Genomic DNA, 17,595 nt, shown 5'->3' with positions numbered 1-17,595 from the left:
GCGACCGGCACCGCCATCGGGATGTCCGGGCTGACCGTCCGGTTCACCACTCGACGGTCGCAGACCACCGCGCTGGACGACGTGTCGCTGGACATCGAGCCCGGGGAGTTCGTCACCATCGTCGGTCCGTCCGGCTGCGGCAAGTCCACCCTGCTGAAGATCGTCGCGGGGTTGGTCACGCCGACCAGCGGTGCGGTGTCGCTGTTGGGGCGTCCGGTGCGTGGCCCGCAGAAGGAGATCGGCTTCGTCTTCCAGAAGGCGGCGCTGCTGGAGTGGCGCGGCGCCCGCGCCAACATCCTGCTCCAGGCCGAGATGCGCGGAATGGATCGAGCTGAGGCGGCCCGCCGCGCCGACGAGCTGATCGAGATGACCGGCCTGACCGGCTTCGAGAAGGCGTTGCCGCACGAGCTGTCCGGTGGCATGCAGCAGCGGGTGGCGCTCTGCCGGGCGCTGTTGCACTCCCCGCCGGTGTTGCTCATGGACGAACCGTTCGGCGCCCTGGACGCGCTGACCCGGGAGCAGATGAACGCCGAGCTGCACCGGATCTGGCGGGAGACCGGCACCACGGTGGTGCTGGTCACCCACTCCATCGCCGAGGCGGTCTTCCTCGGTACCCGGGTCGTGGTGATGAGTCCCCGGCCCGGCCGGATCATCCGCACCTTCCCGGTCGAGCTGCCGACGCACCGCGACTACGCGCAGGTGATGTCGGATTCCCACTTCGACCGGCTCGCCACCGATCTGCGTGGGTTGCTCGGCAGCGCGGCCGCCAACCACTGAGCGCGGATCGGCACGACCAGCACGACGGAAGGAACACCATGACCCGCAGGTCGATCGGCATCATCGTCAACGGCGTGACCGGACGGATGGGCTACCGGCAGCACCTCGTCCGCTCGCTGCTGGCCATCCGTGAGTCCGGTGGCGTGGCGTTGGCCGACGGCACGACCATCTGGCCGGAACCGGTCCTGGTCGGGCGCAACGAGACGAAGCTCCGGGAAATCGCCGCGCGGCACGGGCTGACCGACTGGACCACCGACCTGACCTCGGCGCTGGCGCGCGACGACGTCGAGATCTACTTCGACGCTCAGGTCACCCAGCAGCGGGAGAAGGCGATCCGGCAGGCCATCGAGGCCGGCAAGCACATCTACACCGAGAAGCCCCTGGCCGAGGACACCGCCGCCGCACTCGACCTGGCCCGGGCGGCGGACGCGGCCGGTGTACGCACCGGTGTCGTGCAGGACAAGCTCTTCCTGCCCGGTCTGCGCAAGCTCAAGCGTCTCGTCGACGGCGGCTTCTTCGGCCGGATCCTCTCGGTGCGCGGCGAGTTCGGGTACTGGGTCTTCGAGGGCGACTGGCAGCCCGCTCAGCGGCCGTCGTGGAACTACCGGGTCGAGGACGGCGGCGGCATCGTCGTCGACATGTTCCCGCACTGGCACTACGTGCTGGAGGAGCTGTTCGGTCGGGTCACGGCGGTGTCCTGCGTGATCGCCACCCACCTGCCGCAGCGGGTCGATGAGGCCGGTCAGGCATACCTGGCCACCGCTGACGACGCCGCGTACGCCGTCTTCGAACTCGAGGGCGGGGTGATCGCGCAGATCAACTCCTCCTGGGCCGTGCGGGTGTACCGAGACGAGCTGGTGGAGTTCCAGGTCGACGGCGTCGAGGGCAGCGCCATCGCCGGCCTGCGCAACTGCCGGGTGCAGCACCGGGCGGTCACCCCGAAGCCGGTGTGGAACCCGGACCTGCCGATCACCGAGGACTTCCGCGCCCAGTGGACCGAGGTGCCCGACAACGAGGAGTTCGACAACGGCTTCAAGGTGCAGTGGGAGGCGTACCTGCGGCACGTCGTGGCCGGTGAGCCGTTCCGGTGGGACTTCCTGGCCGGCGCGCGCGGCGTGCAGCTCGCCGAACTGGGGCTGCGCGCGGCCCGCGAGGGCGGTCGGGTCGAGGTGCCGGAGCTCTGCTCATGAGCGCGGAGGTGGTGTTGCCGGGTGGACGGCGGCACCGGCTGGTCGGAGGGAGTGGGTTCGCCCGACCGGACGCGCCGGCGACCAGCCGGATCGCGTACGCCGCCGCCCACGTGGTCGCCGACCCGAGCGCGGAGAACGTGCCGGGTGCCCCGGCGACGGTGGACTGGGACACCACTCTCGCCTTCCGGCGGCACCTCTGGTCGTTCGGGCTGGGGGTCGCCGAGGCGATGGACACCGCGCAGCGGGGGATGGGGCTGGACTACCCGGCCACCCGGGAGCTGATCCGGCGCAGCGCCGCCGAGGCCCGCGCGGTGGGCGGGCGAATCGTCGCCGGGGTCGGCACCGACCAGCTGCCGGCCGGACCGGCCACGCTGGCGGCGGTCACCGACGCGTACGCCGAACAGCTCGACGACGTCCGCGCCGCCGGGGCCCGGCCGGTGCTGATGTGCAGCCGGCACCTGGCCGCCGCCGCGCGCGGCCCGGAGGACTACCTGCGGGTGTACGACGAGCTGCTGCGCGCCGCCGACGAACCGGTGGTGCTGCACTGGCTGGGTCCGATGTTCGACCCGGCGTTGACCGGCTACTGGGGTGCGGCCGATCTGGACCTGGCCGCCGACACGGTCATCGAGCTGATCAAGGCGCACCAGTCCAGGGTGGACGGCATCAAGGTGTCGCTGCTGGACGCCGACCGGGAAATCGCGTTGCGCCGCCGCCTTTCGGCCGGGGTGCGCCTCTACACCGGTGACGACTTCCACTACCCGGAGCTGATCCGCGGTGACGAGGTGGGTCACTCGGACGCGCTGCTCGGGGTGTTCGCGGCCATCGCGCCGGCCGCCGCCGCCGCGCTGGCCGCCCTGGACCGGGGCGACCTGACGGCGTACGACGAGGTCTTCGCACCTACCGTGCCGCTGGCCCGGCACCTGTTCGCGGCGCCGACCTGGCACTACAAGACGGGGATCGTGTTCCTGGCCTGGCTGGCCGGGCACCAAGACCACTTCACGATGGTCGGTGGCGCGCAGTCCGGCCGGTCGCCGGCGCACCTGGCCACCCTGCTCACCCTGGCCGACGCGGCCGGTCTGCTGCCCGACGCGGACCTGGCCGCCGCCCGCGCCCGGGCCTTCTTCACAGTTGCCGGTGTGGCCCAATGAGCATCGCGCGGTTTTCGTTCAACCAGGCCACCGCCCAGCGCTGGCCGCTGCCCGACGTGGTGGCCGGGTGCGCGGCGGCCGGCGTGCCGGGCGTCGGGTTGTGGCGGGAGCCCGTGGCCGACTACGGGTTGGCCCGCTCGGCGAAACTGGTCCGCGACGCCGGCCTCGCCGTCACGTCGCTGTGCCGGGGCGGGTTCTTCTCCGCCGACGACTGGCGCGCGGAGAACGTGCGGGCCATCGACGAGGCCGCCACGCTCGGGGCCCCGGAGTTGGTGTTGGTGTCCGGTGGGCTGCCGGCCGGCAGCCGGGACATCGACGGTGCCCGGCGTCGGGTCGCCGACGCGATCGGCGAGTTGGCCCCGCACGCGGCGGCGGCCGGGGTGCGGCTGGCCATCGAACCGCTGCACCCGATGTTCGCCGCCGACCGGTGCGTGATCGCCACCCTCGGCCAGGCGTTGGACATCGCCGAGCGGTTCGATCCCACGGTGGTCGGCGTGGTCGTGGACGCGTACCACGTCTGGTGGGACGACACGGTGTACGCGCAGATCGCGCGGGCCGGCACCCGGATCGCCGCGTTCCAGGTCTGCGACTGGGTGACCCCGCTGCCGGAGGGGGTGCTGCTCGGCCGGGCGCTGCCCGGTGACGGCTGCATCGAGCTGCGCCGGCTGCGCGAGGCGGTCGACGCGGCCGGTTACGTCGGCCCGATCGAGGTGGAGATCTTCTCCGCCGAGGTGTGGGCGCGTCCCGGTGCGGAGGTGCTCGACGCGGCGATCGCCGGCTACCTGCGGCACGTTGTCTGACGCCTCCGAGCGGCGGTGGCCGGCTGCGGTCGGCGCCTGGTTGGGCATCGGCACGGCACCCGCCACGCTGGTGCTCGGCGCGGCGATGGCCGCCCGGCACCGCGGCGCGGTGCCGGTGGCCGGGCTGCTGGTCGGCGGGGCGCTGATGGCGGCGCTGCTCTGGGGGCAGGGTCGGATCGGTCTGCGCCGGCCGCTCGGCGACGGCGGCACGTTGACCGCGGTGCTGCCCGCGTACCTGGGGGACGCCTCGCGGTTGCTGTTGGCGGCGGTGCTGGCCGTCTCGATGGTCGGCTGGAACGGTTTCAACGTCGGGCTCGGTGGGGCCTCCCTGGCTGCGTTGACACACCTGCCAGGTTGGGCCGGGCCGGTGCTGCTGGAGGCGGCGGTCCTCGCCGTCTCCTGGGCGCCGGCCCGGCTCGGCAACCGGGTCGCGGTGGTCACCACCCTCAGCGCGGTGGTGCTGGTCGGGTGGTGCCTGACCGTGCTGCCGCCGCCCGGCGCGCCGGTCCGCCTGGCCGCGGGTGGGCTCGCCGACGCCGCCGCGCTGATCGGGTACGCGGCCGTGTTCGCGCTGCGCGCGCCGGACTTCAGCGTGGGTCTTGCCCGGAGGCGGGACCTGGCCTGGTGCGTGGGACTGCTGGTCGGGCCGGCGCTGCTCGGGGTGCTCGCCGGTGCCGGCCTGTGGCTGCGGACCGGCTCGGCCGACGTGGTGGCGTTGCTCGCCGCCGGCTCGGGGCTGGCCGCGTACGCCAATCTGTTCGTCGCGGTGGCGGTCTTCGCGGCGGCGCTGACCACCACGTACTCCGGAGCGCTGGCGATCCGCGGCCTTGCGCCGCGGGTGCCGGCCCGGGTGGCGATGCTCGCCGTCGCGGTGCTCGGCGGGATCCTCGCCGTGGCGCGGTTCGACCGTCTGGTGCTGCCCTGGCTGACCCTGCTGGCCGCCGCGTTGCCGGTGCTGGTGGTGCCGATGGCCGTGGAAGCGGCGGCTCGTCGGCGCGGTCGTGTCCCGCGTACCGTTCCCGCCTGGTGTTGGGTGCCGCCGGCGTTGCTCGCGGTGGCCTGCACGCTCGCCGGGGTGGGCGTCGCCCCGCTGCTCGGGCTGGCTCTCGCCGGGGTGCTCACCATAAGCTGGCGCCTGACACCAGCGCTGATGCCGATCATCGATGAGCCCTCGGCAAGGGAGCGTCCGATGTCGTCGAGCCTGTTGCCGCCTTGGCTCCCAGACTGGGACGGCGCGAGCGACGCGGCAACTGCTCTCGACCTCGACGACCTTCGTGACCAGGCAGCTGCACTGTTGGACCTGGTGTTCCCAGGCGACGACGAACTGCTCGACTCCTTGCCGGAAGACGTCGAAGCCGCCCTGGTGCCCACGTTGGGGATCCTCGGCCAAACCCTTGAGGACGGACTGACCGGGGCGGATCTCGTCGCCGCAGTCTGGCTCGTCCGCCGAACGGCACAGCCCTTTCTGTCGCGGCTCCCGTACGAGCTGGCTGCCTCGATCGAGGCGTTGCCGAGGAAGCAATGAGGCGTGAGGCGGAGCGTTAGCGCTGGGCCACGTCAATGACAATTACAGTGATGTTGTCGTGCCCGCCCTGGTTGACCGCCAAGGCCACGAGCTGGTCGGCGATATCCCCTGGACGACCGTCGGAATCGAGTGCAGCTCGTATCTGCTCGCGTGGTACGTACGAACTCAGACCGTCAGAGCACAACAGGATTCGGTCGCCGGGATGGAGTTGGAGAGGCGTCAGGTCGGGCGATCGGCCGTCGTTTCGGCCATCGAGAAAGCGGGCCAGCTTCTCGCCCAGGTTCGGCACCTTGTCAGCGTTGGCGACGAGGTGTTCGTAGGTGTGATCCTCGCTGATCAGGAGCATCGCGTTGCCGCGGGAGCCGTGCCGTCGGATCAGGTAGGCGCGGGAGTCCCCGACGTTCGCCACGACCGCCTCGCCGCCGGAGCGCAGCAGAGCGACCAACGTGGTCCCCATTCCAGCCAACTCCGGGTCCGCGCGGATCTTCCGGCGTAACGCCTCGCTTGCCTCATAAATCGCCTGCCCCAAGAAGCTGGCAAGATCCTTCGCTTGCACAGGACGGTCATACTCCGCCAAGGCGTTTGTCACCGTGCTGCTGGCGATGTCACCGGCGACGTGGCCGCCGAGACCGTCCGCGACGACATAGAGCCACTGCCCTTGGCTGTGGGAGTCCTCGTTTCGTCTACGGACGAGGCCCTGGTGTGTTCGGCTTGCGGCTTCGACCGCAAGGGCCACGGTCACGAGTCACCTCTCGATCCGGAGTCGGGCCAGGGCTGCTGGGCGTTGTCGGCGCGGTGCAAGACGTGGACCGTCTCGACCCGGTCGCTCGCCACGACGTACTCGGTCACCTCGACTGGCTTGTTGTCGGCCCCCGAGGTCCCGACCCGCACGATCTCCAGTACGGGCAGGTTTGTGGGGATCTCCAGGAGAGCGGCTTCGTCCTTGCTGGGCATCCGGGCGCGGTGAATCTCCATCCAACTGATGGGCCAGTGGCCAGCGTTTTCAATGTGGTGCAGCCACTCGCCGGCAGCGGGTTTCGCGTCCAGGTCGGCGACGATGTCGGCGACACGCGGGTGAATCCACGAGACGTTGATCTGGAATGGGGCTTCGGACGCGGGCCCGGTGACCCGAAACCGGCGAAGCACTTCGGTGCCAGGGTCTACGCCGAGAAGCTTGGCGACGCGGGGATTGTCCAGCCGGGCCGGCGCGCTGACGGCCTCGCCGTGGCGAACCCATACCTCCTGGCTGCTTGCCGAGGGGAACGAGTATCCGGTTGCTTGCTCGTTGCGTTTGACGAGGTCACCGCGGGGTCGACGTGGGCGCATAGTGCCGTACCGAACGGCGATGCCCCGACCTTGGACGGCCCACACATAGCCCTCTGTCTCAAGAAGGGCGATGGCCCGACCGATGGTGTCGCGGTTGGCGTCGTACTCGGCGGCGAGGTCGTTGAGAGTTGGCAGCCGCGCGCCGGGCAACCACTCCCCGGCTTCGATCCGCTCTCGGATCCTGGACGCGATGTCCAGGTAGCGCGAGTACACCGGCACGTCCACACCTCTCCCGATTGTCCCATGACAATCCTTGACTTCGGAGCCAGATTGTCCCCACACTATCTCGAAGAGATGTAGATGACTGAAACTCGTGGCGAGCCCGAAGAGTTGCGGCTGGTGAGCGAGCCGCCGATGCCAGAGATCCCAATGGTTGTCGTGGCAGAAGTGCCACAGGTCTTCGTTCTCATCAGGGACGAGGAGCCTGTTGGCTACCTCTTCGACCTTCCATCCGGAGCCGTGGCCATCCTGGATGGTGCGCGGGAAATCTTCCGATCGGACTCTCTGGAAGACTTCACCAGGTTCTTCGGCCCCTTGCTGGATCTGGACATCGTGAAGGTCAGGCAAGACCCCTGAACAGGCGCCTCCAGCCTTCGCGGGGCAGAGATGTCCGCTGCGTACTCCCGGGTCTCGTTTGGATCGTCCTGCTGGACGGCGACCCAGGCGGCGGGCGGGACGGCGGCGTCGATGAGGTGTGCCGGGCCGGGCCAGCGCCGGGGCGGAACTGCTCCGCGAGTTGCTCGCGGTGGTGGTCTGGGTGCCGGGCGGTTGCGCCGCTGCGGCACTGCTTGAGCCCGCACGATCGTGGAGTCGACCGACACCAGCTAGTCGATATCCCCGGCCGCGTCCGCGTCGGCCTAGACTCCGGTGGGCATCCGCCCGAACGTGCCGTTCGGGGCCCATCTGCGGAAACGGGCGTAGGTCGACTGCCACGACCCGTCCCGCGCTGGCACGTCTTGCCACGCCGCCCCGGCCCGGATCTTCCACACGATCCCGTTAGCACCCGCCGGTCATCAACCCGCCTCCCGACCACCGACCATCGGTCACGGCAGATACCGCGACATCCTTTGAAGGCACTGCCTAGGCGCGGGCGGCAGAACGTGATCTTATACGCACCGGCGATCCGTAACACCGTGCAAACCATCGATTAACCGTCGGCGGCTTAGGTGGGGGAGCGCTCCCATACGCGGGTCGCGATCGATGAAAAAGCTCCACAAGGGAGCAACCGAAAGGAGCCTCGTGGCTACAGGCACGAGCGGAAACAGGCTGCGAAGACTAGCGATACCGACGCTGGTCGTCGCCCTGATCACCGGTACCACCGGGGTGGCGGGAACGGCGTCGGCGGCACCCACGGGGCCGGCGGGCACCGGCGCAGGCGCCGGTTACTTCACCGCCGGGTCCGACCAGAAGGTCACCCTGACCGACGGCACCGACCGCCGGCCCGGCGGCAAGCGCGCGACCACCCCCAAGACGGCCGTCGACGAGACCGGTTCCGGTGTGTACGTCGTCGAGCTGGCCGAGGAGCCGTTGACCACGTACGCCGGTGGGGTGTCCGGGCTGGCCCGAACCCGGCCGGCCGCGGGCAACCGGCTGGACGTGTCGTCCACGCCGGCGCAGGCGTACCGCCGACACCTCGACGCGCAGCGGACCGCCGTGGCCGCCGCGGCCGGGATCAAGGTCAACGCGGCCTACACGACCGCCTTCAACGGGTTCTCGGCGAAGCTGACCGCCCAGCAGGCGACCAAGCTGCGAGCGGACAAGCGCGTCCGCGCCGTCACCGCCTCGCAGGCGCTCGGCACCCCGTCGACGCCGCCCCCCGCGACCACTTCGGCGCCCGTCACGTCAACGCCCGCCAACCCGACGCCCGCCAAGCCGACCGGAGCGGACCAGTCGGCGGCGACGGACCGCGCCGGCCGGCCGGCCAAGCCCGGCCCCGGGACGGGCGCCGGCATGGTGATCGGCGTTCTGGACACCGGCATCTGGCCGGAGAGCGCCTCGTTCGCCAAGACGATGCCCGCTCCCGCGAACTGGCACGGCACCTGCCAGACCGGTGTGGGCTTCGTGGCCGAGCACTGCAACGGCAAGATCGTCGGTGCCCGGTACTTCGCCGACTCGTGGCTCGTCGGCGGCGGATCGGTCCCCGAGGGTGAGGTGCTGTCCCCCCGCGACATGAGCGGGCACGGTACGCACACCGCGTCCACGGCGGCCGGCCTGCCGATCTCGAACGTCACGATCGACGGTCGTCGGTTCGGTCCCGTCTCCGGGGTGGCGCCGGATGCTCAGATCGCCGTCTACAAGGTGCTCTGGGGTGGCATGGGCTACGACGCCGACATCATCGCCGGCATCGACGCGGCCGTGGCCGACGGCGTGCAGGTGATCAACTTTTCGATCGGCTCGCAGCTCGGCGACTGGGAGGCCAACACCCCCATCGGCATCGCGTTCCTCAACGCCACCCTGTCCGGGGTGTTCGTGGCGGCGTCGGCGGGCAACACCGGCATCGTGAGCGGGGCCATCAGCAACGCGGCGCCCTGGGTGACCACGGTCGGCGCGGCGGTGACGAACCTCGACGAGGCGACCATCAAGCTCGGTGACGGCACCAAGCTGGTCGGCGGTTCACTGGACGCGTTGCCCGGTGGCGACGCACGGCCGATGGTTTTCGGCGACCAGGCCGGATCGCTGGACCTGGGCGCGGTGTACTGCGAGCCGGGCAGCCTCGACCCTGCCAAGATCAAGGGCAAGGTTGTTGCCTGCGCGCTGTCCGACACCTTCGCTTCTGCGGCCGAGGTGAAGGAGAAGGGCGGGGTGGCCATGGTGCTGTTCGACCCGGTCGGCAATTACCGGGTCAACTCCATCTACAACTTCCCGGTGGTCTACCTGCCGACCGAGAAGCAGGCCGGCACGTTGTTCAACTACCTGATGCGCCACCCCACCGACGCGACGGCGTCCGTGCGCACCGGCGGTGACGGTTCGAGCGTCCCGGGCATACCCAGCGTCGCCGACTTCTCCTCCACCGGCCCGGACAAGGTGACCTACGGCGTCTTCAAGCCGGACCTGGTCGCGCCGGGGTCGGACATCATCGCCGCGGTGTCACCGGCGGGCAACTTCGGGCGGCAGTACGACGCGTACTCGGGCACCTCGATGGCGTCGCCGTACGTGGCCGGCGCGGCAGCGATCCTGCATGCCACGCATCCGGACTGGTCGCCGGGCCGGGTCGCCTCGGCGCTGCGGACCACCGCCACCGACACCGTTGGCACCACCAGTCCCCTGGACCAGGGCAGCGGCTTCATCAACCTGGCCGGAGCCACCGACCCGGGACTGGTCATCGAGCCGACCGCGGCTGAACTGGTCGCCTTCAGCGAGACGGCCGAGCCCGACGGCAAGGAACTCAACCTGCCGGCCATCTCACTGCGGGAGTACGACGGCACCCGCCCGGTGACCCTCACCCGCACCCTGACCAACGTGGGCGGCGCGCGGGAAACCTACCGTTCGGTGGTGTCCGGCCTCGCCGGCATGAAGGTCAGCGTCACGCCGGCATCGGTGACGCTGGCGCCCGGCCAGTCCGCGACGGTGACCATCACCGTGCGTCGGGGCAGCGCCCCCTGGGACCGGTTCGTGACCGGGTCGATCACCTGGCACGGCCGGACCCACACCGCCCGGATCCCGGTCGCGGCCCGTCCGTGGGGGATCACCGCCCGGCCGTACGGTGACGACGGGGAGGAGTTCGGCCGGATGGCCAACGGCGCCTTCGGTCTGGTCCAGCCGGGCTTCACCGGGCCGCTCGCCGGTCGCAGCACCGGTTACACGCCGATGCAGCGGGAGTCGTACTCGATTCCGGCCGGCGTCTACGGCGGGGTGTTCGACCCGAAGGCATCCGGCGTGAAGAAGGTCGACTTCACCGTGCCAGCGAACACCGCCGGTATCGTCGTCGAAGCCAACACCGACGACCCGAACACGAACCTCGATCTCTACCTGTACAAGGGCGACACCCTGATCTACAGCAGTGACAGGTTCTGGACCAGCGCGGAGCAGGCGTACAAGTTCCTGCCCGAGCCGGGGCGCTACACCGCCTACGTCTTCGCGCAGCTGCCCGGTGGTCCGGTGGTCGATGTCGACCTGCGCTACGCCATCATCGGCCGTAACGCCAAGTATGCGGGTGCCACGCTGACGCTGCCCTCCACGGCAGAGCGCGGTCAGGGCTTCAACTTCACGCTGAAGCCGAAGAAGCCGCTGGCCGAGGGCGACTTCTGGGCGTACACCGAGTACAGCACCAACGGCACGGTGATCCCTGGCAACCTCGTCTACACCCAACAGAGTTCCTGGCAGTAACCCCGTTGACCGAGGTGGGGCGGTGCCGATGTGCACCGTCCCACGCTCGTTTATCAGTCAGGTGGTGGTGACATAGGACGGTCGGGTTTCAACTGTCGACCCTCCGTTGCGCCGAGGATGCGCCTTGTGATCATCCAAGCGCGCTGGCATCATGGCGTGACAATCCGGCATTCCGGACCACCGCGTGTCCGGCAGACCTGCCGGAGCGGGTAGCGCGCACGGGCGGTTTCAGGGCTGCCACGTGGACCGTGATGAGGCTCGGTAGGCGGTGAGGGAACATGCCGAGGTTGGGTGATCCGGTTGTCCCCAACACGCTGCTCAGCGACGCCCGACGCCGACTTTTGTCACCGAGTGGGTCCGGACGGCGGATGTCTCGGCAGGAGGTCGCCGAGGCGGTCAACAACTACCTGTGGGTTACCCATGGCATTCGAACCAGTCTGAACGGCAACCACGTTGGGAAGCTTGAACGCGGGCAATATCGATGGCCGCAAGCCGCGACCCGCGAGGCCTTCCGCGTGGTGTTGAAGGCAGCCCGCGATGCAGACCTGGGCTTTTACATCACCCGCAGGGAACGTCACGTTGACAGCTTCGCGAACTGGGCGCCACCGGGTCCGGCGGTCGTCGGCGGTGAAAACTGCGGCGAGGGGTCGCCGGTCGGCGCAGAGATCACGGACACTGGCGATATGAACCGCCGTGAGTTGCTACGTCTGCTGAGCCTGACGGGAACGCTCCTCGCCGCTTCTGGCTCTGGCGGCCAACTCGATTGGGCGCGCATCGAGTCTTCCAGAGATGGATCCAAGCGTCTTTCTTCTGCCACTCTGCGGGAGTATGAGGGGTTGAACGCCCACCTGTGGGCAGCTTTCGGCGCGGCCGGGTCCAAGACTGCGGTGGCGCCGCTGGTGAACAGTCAGCTCACAACGCTCACGGCTAACCTCCGCGGCGCCCAGACGAGCGCAATACACCGTCAGCTGTGCGAGATCACTGCAAACCTGCTTCAGCTCGCCGGTGAGATCGCCTTCGACAAGAGCGATTATGGCGAGGCGTCCCACTGCTACACCCTGGCCGGGACGGCCGCTCGTGAGGCGGGTGCCTACGACCTCTGGGCGTGCGCGATGATCCGCCACGCTTTCATCAGCGTCTACGAACGCGCCTTCCGGCAGGCCGTGCCGATGCTTGAGGCCGCTGCTGGCTTGGCCGTGAACGGTGACAGCGGGTTGTCGACGCGGCAGTGGGCGCATGCCGTGCGGGCGCAGGCGCTCGCGGGTCTCGGTGACCTCGGTGACTGTCGGCGGGCACTCGACCAAGCCAAGGAAGTCGAGGCCCTGTCGGGGCGGGTCCAGAACGGCGGATGGTTGCGTTTCGACGGCTCGCGCCTCGCCGAGGAGAGTGGAGCCTGCTACGTCGAACTGGGGCGCCCAGACCTGGCCGAACCAGTTCTGTCCGCTGCGCTGTCGCAAGAACTCTCCGTTCGGCGGCGCGGAACCGTTCTGGCAGACCTCGCCCTGGTGGGAATCCAGCGAGGCGACGTGCACCAGGTAGTGCTCTACGGTGGCGCCGTCCTTGATGTTGCACGGCAAAGCCGTTCAGGAGTGGTCGGCGCCAAGCTGAATCGGCTTCAGCGCCACCTCCGGCCGTTTCTCCAGGACAGTCATGTGCAGCACCTCGACAGACAGATCAGTGTCTTGACAAGGGCATCGAATTGATCGATCAAGGGGACCAGGTGCAGGTTGAGGAAGCGGGACGGATCTTCCGTGAGGCGTGGGTTGCTGGAGTTCAGAGGTACTACCCCGGCGAGCCGAAACCGGGCTACATCGCGCCCTGGGCTGATACGCCCGAGTGGGAACGAGCGAGTGCCGCAGCCTGCTTCGAGCAGGTCCGCCACTTCATTGAGCTGGCCGAGGGAGCTACCACAAACCTGACCCGGGAGCAGAAGGGCCGCTTCGTCGCCCTGTGCTGGATCGCGCAGATCTTCCGGCACCTCCCAAGCCCTAAACCCTCTTACGTCGCCGACTGGCCGGACATGCCGGTATGGCAACGCGAGACAGACGCGGACATCTTCGAGTACATCGAGCGGCTTGTCATCTCCTCCTGAGGACGCGGTGTAGCCGACGTCGTCTGGTTGGCGGGGCTAGCGACGCTCCCGCCAACCCCCAGGTCTCCCCATAACGCTCCCTCTAAAGCGACGTTCCCAGCGCGCCTCACGTTTCGTGATGATGGAAGCGCCGTCGGTGATGTCTTGTTGTGTCGGGGCGGCGGCATCCGTAGGAGTGCTGGCCCGCTCACCTGTCAGCCACCATCCCACCCCAACCGGGCACGAGCGTGGGACCGATGAGCGGCACCAGGGCCGTGCCTCAGGGAGGGGTGTACGTGCTTACTTGTCTTCGAGAACCAGAGGAGTTGCGGCGATGACCGGGCCACCAATGCCCGAGATCCCCACGGTTGTCGTGGCGCAAGTGCCACAGGTCTTCGTCCTCATCAGGGGAGAGGCGACGGTCGGCTACCTGTTCGACCTTCCTTCGGGTGCGGTAGCCATCCTGGACGGTGCTAGGGAGATCTTCCGATCGGACTCCCTGGAAGAGTTCACCAGGTTCTTCGGCCCCTTATTGGAGCTGGACATCGCGAGAGTTCGGCAAGACATCTAGAAGCAACGCCATCAGTCGGGTGGACCGGCGGTTCGTCAACCTGCCCGACATCGCCGGACCGCGCCCTCCGCGATCTTGCACTTACGGCGTCGGCATAGGGTGCATTCCACGCTTTTCGGCAACCGAAAGTGCAAGATCGGCGTGGCGTGGCGTGGCGTGGTGTGGCGTGGCGTGGCGTGGCGTGGCGTGGTGTGGCGTGGTGTGGCGTGGTGTTCTTTGACGCCGACCGGTGGCGGGCGGGTGGATCTCCGCCCGCCACCCGCGCGGCGGTCAGGTGACCGTGATGGTGAGGTTGAGCGAGCGGGTCTCTCCGCTGGTGTAGGTGGTTGTCACTCGGGCGGTGAAGGTTCCCTTACGCGGGTAGGTGTGGGCGATCGACCGCAGTGTCGCCCCGTGGGCGACGGCACTGTTGTCGCCGAAGTCCCACGCGTAGTCGGTGATGCTCTGCCCGGATGGCGCCGTCGCGGTAGCCGTCAGCGTGGTGTTCAGCGTGCCGGTGCCGCTGGTCGGGTTGGCGGCCAGGGACAGCGTCCCGCCCGGCTCCTGTTTGACCCCGGCACCGTTGAAGCGCAGCCAGTCCAGTGCGAGCAGGTCCGGCGTGCCGCCGACCTGGGCCGGGTTGACGAACTTCGCGTACAGGGTGGTGGTGCCGGTGGGCTTGTTGGACAGCGTGACGGTGGGGGAGACCAGGTTGTCCCACCCGCCGGTCGAGCCGATGGTGGCCGTGCCGATCAGCGTGCCGGTGGGCGAGCCGGTCCGTAGTTCGATGGTGCCGCCCAGGCCGCCGTTGGTCACCCCGAGCGTCACCGAGCCGATGTTGCGCAGGTCCGCCGGCCCGAACGCCACCCAGTCGTTGTGGTCAACCTCGCCGAGCCGCTTGCCGGCGCGGGCGGTGGCCCGGTCGTTGACCGTGATGCCGGACTGGGCGCTGAAGTGCTCGGCCTCCTTGCTCTTGGGCTGCAACTGGACGCGGGTCGAGCCGGTCAGCGCCGGTACGCCGCCGGCCGCGCCGCCGTCGGTGTACTGCGCGGTGATCAGGGTGTAGAGGTTCTGCCCCGGTCCGTGGCCGTCACCGGCGTCCGCCTCGGTGGCGAGCAGCCCGGAGCAGCCGGTGTAGATATCCAACGGGTGGGCGTGCTGGTCGTGGCCGAGCTGGGTCTGCACGGTCACCTTGGCGCAGTCGATGGTGGCGTCCTCCGGGTCGGTGACCGTCACCGTGTACGGGATCTTGTCGCCGAAGTCGAAGAAGCCGCCGTCGGGCACGGTGATGGTCACCGTGGGCCGGGTGTTGCCGACCACCACGTCGGTGACCGCGGTGGCGGTCAACCCGTTGCCGCCGTTGCGCACGGTCAGCCGGGCGGTGTGCTTCCCGGCGGTCGAATAGGTGAAGCTCGGGTTGGCGGCGGTGGAGTCGGTGCTGCCGTCGTTGGTGAAGTCCCAGGCGTAGCTGAGTGCCGACCCGTCACCGGCGGTCGACCCGGCGGAGGAGAACGTCACCGCGAGCGGTGTGCGTCCGCTGTCCGGGGTGGCGGTGATCTTCGCGGTCGGCGGCCGACCGTTGGCCACGTAGTCGATCCGGTAGATGCCGGCGCCGGCATTGGTGCCGCCGCGACCGCTGCCGGTGCCCTCGCCGAAGTCGATGACGTAGAGCGAGCCGTCCGGGCCGAACTCCGCCTCGAAGGGTTGGATCCAGCTCATGTTGTCGAAGATGCCGTTGATCGACTGGAGGTCGCCGACGGCGGTCGGACCGAAGCGCGCGTTGCTGAACGTCTGCGCCGTCTTGTGGATCGACAGCGTCTTGAACCACCTGCGGGTGAGCTCGTAGGTGATCCACTTGCCCTCGAAGTACTCCGGGAACTTCGTCGTGCGGGTGTTGGCCGGGTCGTAGTCGTAGACCGGACCGCTCATCGGCCCACCGCCACCGGTACCCAGCTCGGGGAACTGGGTGGAGGCGGAGTACGCGTACCAGACCAGCGCCGACTTCGCCGCCGGCAGGGTGGTCAGGCCGGTGTTGTTGGGCGAGTTGTTCACCGGTGCGGCGCAGTTGAACTTCGGCCCGGAGGTATTGGTGGCGAAGTTGTAGTCGTTGAACGGGATGTTGTTGCCCACGCAGTACGGCCAGCCGAAGTTGCCGGCGCTGGTGATCCGGTTGAACTCGACAGTCCCCTCGGGACCACGGTTGGGGTCGGCGGCGCGGGCGTCCGGGCCGTAGTCGGCCACCAGCACCGCGTTGGTCTGCGGCTCGACGGTGATCCGGAACGGGTTGCGCATGCCCATCGCGTAGATCTCCGGCCGGGTCTTCGCCGTGCCAGCCGGGAAGAGGTTGCCGCTGGGCACGGTGTACGTACCGTCGGACTGGGGGGTGATCCGAAGGATCTTGCCGCGCAGGTCGTTGGTGTTGCCGGCGGTGCCCTGGGCGTCCCAGGCGGCGCGGCCGGCGCGCTCGTCGATCGGGGTGTAGCCGCTGGAGGCGAACGGGTCGGTGTTGTCACCGATCGCCGCGTAGAGCCGCCCGGCCCCGTCCATGGCCAGCGACCCGCCCATGTGCGAGTTGGCCCGGCCCTCACCCCGGTAGGTGGGGATGGTCAGCAGGCGTTTCTCCGAGGAGAGCGCGACGCTGTTGTTGGCGACCGTGAACCGGGACAGGTTGAGCTGTTTGAGGGTCTTGTCCGACCAGAGCAGGTAGATCCAGCCGTTACTGGCGAAGTTGCGGTCCAGGGTCATCCCGAGCAGCCCGTCGGACTGGTCGGTCATCGCCGGGGTGTACGCGAAGTCCAGCAGCGTGGTGACCTGGAGGGTGTCCGAGTTGATCACCTTCAGTGCGCCGGTCCGCTGGATGTAGTAGACCTTCCGGTCCGGGGCGACGGCCAACTCGAACGGGTCGGCCAGGTTCTCGGTGACCAGCCCCACCCGCTCGAAGTTACTGGTCTTGGTGGCCGAGCAGTCACCGGCGACCGCGCCGGCCGCCCACTCGATGCCGTAGCGCAGGTGCTCCAGGAACGTCGGGGTGCTGAACTGGGAGCTGGCGTGCCCACCGGCGGTGAACCAGGACCGGCCGCCGTCGTAGCGCTGGCACCAGGAGTACGCGTGGTCGACGCCCTCGTCCAGCCCGTTGATGCCGTCGCGCACCTTGATCTGGGCGAGGGTGTGCACGTTCCCGGTCGGATTGGTCCGCCAGTTGTACCACTCCTCGCTCTGTTCCCAGAGCTCCGGCAGGTTGCGCGTCGACGGGTGCGCCCGGTCGAGCACCTTGACCCGGCCGGGGAAGGTGCCGCCGGTGGACGAGAAGTCGGGGTGGTAGTCGAAGATCGTGCCGACCAGGCCCTCGTACCAGGGCCAGTCGCGCTCGCTGGCCGAGGCGGCGTGCAGGCCGGCCCAACCGCCGCCGTTGCGGATGAACGTCTGCAACGCCGCCCGCTGGCTGGCGTTGAGCAGGTCACCGGAGGCGGGGGTGGAGTTGGTGTTGTTGAACACCAGGGCGTCGAAGGTGGCGAGGTTGGCATCGGTGAAGGCGGCCGCGTCGGTGGTGGCGACGACCTCGAAGTTGTGGGCGGCGCCGAGCTGCTGGATCGCGGCGATGCCGGCCGGGATCGAGTCGTGGTAGAAGTTGGTGATCTTCGAGAAGACCAACACCCGGAAGCGCGGGGCAGCCTCGGCGGGCACGGCGGTGGTGGTGCTCACCACGGTGGCGATGGCGAGCAGGATCAGGCAGAACGCACGGAGATGTCGGGGCATGGGGGCGCTCCCTGTCGGACGGTGAGGATCGGAAAGCGCTTTCTCGCTGCCCGCATCACGGTACTGACAGCCAGTGACGACCGTCAATAGCCGTCTGGTAAGCGGTTTCCCGACCGGGCGGCGTCC

Annotated in this window: 14 protein-coding genes; 10 read left to right on the top strand and 4 right to left on the bottom strand. The window is 69.1% G+C overall.

Annotation, left to right across the window (positions count from 1 at the left end):
- The first annotated feature begins 21 nt into the window (after positions 1-21).
- Genes ACIBF8_RS10115 through ACIBF8_RS10095 form a run of 5 tightly spaced genes read left to right on the top strand, consistent with a single transcriptional unit; the run spans position 22 to position 5,440 of the window.
- Positions 22-777, top strand: coding sequence for an ABC transporter ATP-binding protein (locus ACIBF8_RS10115; protein ID WP_396782480.1), 756 nt, complete (start codon positions 22-24; stop codon positions 775-777).
- A 38-nt stretch (positions 778-815) separates the two neighbouring features.
- A complete protein-coding gene (locus ACIBF8_RS10110) occupies positions 816-1,967 on the top strand; it encodes a Gfo/Idh/MocA family protein (RefSeq protein ID WP_396782092.1) in 1,152 nt (383 codons plus the stop codon).
- The gene (locus ACIBF8_RS10105; RefSeq protein ID WP_396782091.1) at positions 1,964-3,115 is read left to right on the top strand and encodes a dihydrodipicolinate synthase family protein; all 1,152 of its coding nucleotides are present in this window, start codon (positions 1,964-1,966) and stop codon (positions 3,113-3,115) included. The genes ACIBF8_RS10110 and ACIBF8_RS10105 overlap by 4 nt, the downstream gene beginning before the upstream one ends.
- A complete protein-coding gene (locus tag ACIBF8_RS10100) occupies positions 3,112-3,915 on the top strand; it encodes a sugar phosphate isomerase/epimerase family protein (protein ID WP_396782089.1) in 804 nt (267 codons plus the stop codon). The genes ACIBF8_RS10105 and ACIBF8_RS10100 overlap by 4 nt, the downstream gene beginning before the upstream one ends.
- Positions 3,908-5,440 carry a hypothetical protein gene (locus tag ACIBF8_RS10095; protein WP_396782088.1) on the top strand — a complete coding sequence of 511 codons (1,533 nt, stop codon included), beginning with the start codon at positions 3,908-3,910 and terminating at the stop codon, positions 5,438-5,440. Before ACIBF8_RS10100 ends, ACIBF8_RS10095 begins: the two co-directional genes overlap by 8 nt.
- 16 nt (positions 5,441-5,456) lie before the next feature.
- On the opposite strand, the gene ACIBF8_RS10090 is transcribed toward ACIBF8_RS10095, so the two are convergent.
- Both ACIBF8_RS10090 and ACIBF8_RS10085 read right to left on the bottom strand, forming a co-directional pair.
- The gene (locus ACIBF8_RS10090; RefSeq protein WP_396782478.1) at positions 5,457-6,176 is read right to left on the bottom strand and encodes a PP2C family protein-serine/threonine phosphatase; all 720 of its coding nucleotides are present in this window, start codon (positions 6,174-6,176) and stop codon (positions 5,457-5,459) included.
- Positions 6,177-6,178: 2 nt separating this feature from the next.
- Complete coding sequence (locus ACIBF8_RS10085; protein WP_396782476.1) at positions 6,179-6,979, bottom strand: GntR family transcriptional regulator; 801 nt, start codon at positions 6,977-6,979, stop codon at positions 6,179-6,181.
- 87 nt (positions 6,980-7,066) lie between these two features.
- Here ACIBF8_RS10085 and ACIBF8_RS10080 point away from each other — a divergent pair, with 87 nt between their 5' ends.
- Positions 7,067-7,342 (top strand): hypothetical protein, encoded by a 276-nt coding sequence (locus ACIBF8_RS10080; protein WP_396782087.1) that lies wholly within the window; start codon positions 7,067-7,069, stop codon positions 7,340-7,342.
- Positions 7,343-7,623: 281 nt separating this feature from the next.
- On the opposite strand, the gene ACIBF8_RS10075 is transcribed toward ACIBF8_RS10080, so the two are convergent.
- Positions 7,624-7,755 carry a transposase gene (locus ACIBF8_RS10075; protein WP_396782085.1) on the bottom strand — a complete coding sequence of 44 codons (132 nt, stop codon included), beginning with the start codon at positions 7,753-7,755 and terminating at the stop codon, positions 7,624-7,626.
- Between the two features lie 250 nt (positions 7,756-8,005).
- On the opposite strand from ACIBF8_RS10075, the gene ACIBF8_RS10070 reads away from it, so the two are divergent.
- The 4 genes from ACIBF8_RS10070 (at position 8,006) to ACIBF8_RS10055 (ending at position 13,734) form a co-directional block, all read left to right on the top strand.
- Positions 8,006-11,092 carry a S8 family serine peptidase gene (locus ACIBF8_RS10070; RefSeq protein ID WP_396782083.1) on the top strand — a complete coding sequence of 1,029 codons (3,087 nt, stop codon included), beginning with the start codon at positions 8,006-8,008 and terminating at the stop codon, positions 11,090-11,092.
- A gap of 368 nt (positions 11,093-11,460) precedes the next feature.
- Positions 11,461-12,795, top strand: coding sequence for a transcriptional regulator (locus tag ACIBF8_RS10065; RefSeq protein ID WP_396782082.1), 1,335 nt, complete (start codon positions 11,461-11,463; stop codon positions 12,793-12,795).
- 17 nt (positions 12,796-12,812) lie between these two features.
- Positions 12,813-13,184, top strand: a complete 372-nt coding sequence (locus ACIBF8_RS10060) for a hypothetical protein (RefSeq protein ID WP_396782081.1) — start codon at positions 12,813-12,815, stop codon at positions 13,182-13,184.
- Positions 13,185-13,497: 313 nt separating this feature from the next.
- Positions 13,498-13,734 (top strand): hypothetical protein, encoded by a 237-nt coding sequence (locus ACIBF8_RS10055; RefSeq protein WP_396782080.1) that lies wholly within the window; start codon positions 13,498-13,500, stop codon positions 13,732-13,734.
- A gap of 270 nt (positions 13,735-14,004) precedes the next feature.
- Here the strand turns inward: ACIBF8_RS10055 and ACIBF8_RS10050 are convergent, their stop codons facing one another.
- A complete protein-coding gene (locus ACIBF8_RS10050; RefSeq protein ID WP_396782079.1) occupies positions 14,005-17,469 on the bottom strand; it encodes a ThuA domain-containing protein in 3,465 nt (1,154 codons plus the stop codon).
- Positions 17,470-17,595: the final 126 nt, after the last annotated feature.

The organism is Micromonospora sp. NPDC050276 (assembly GCF_044459545.1).
GTDB lineage: Bacteria > Actinomycetota > Actinomycetes > Mycobacteriales > Micromonosporaceae > Micromonospora.
This window is presented reverse-complemented; position numbering and strand designations above follow the sequence as displayed.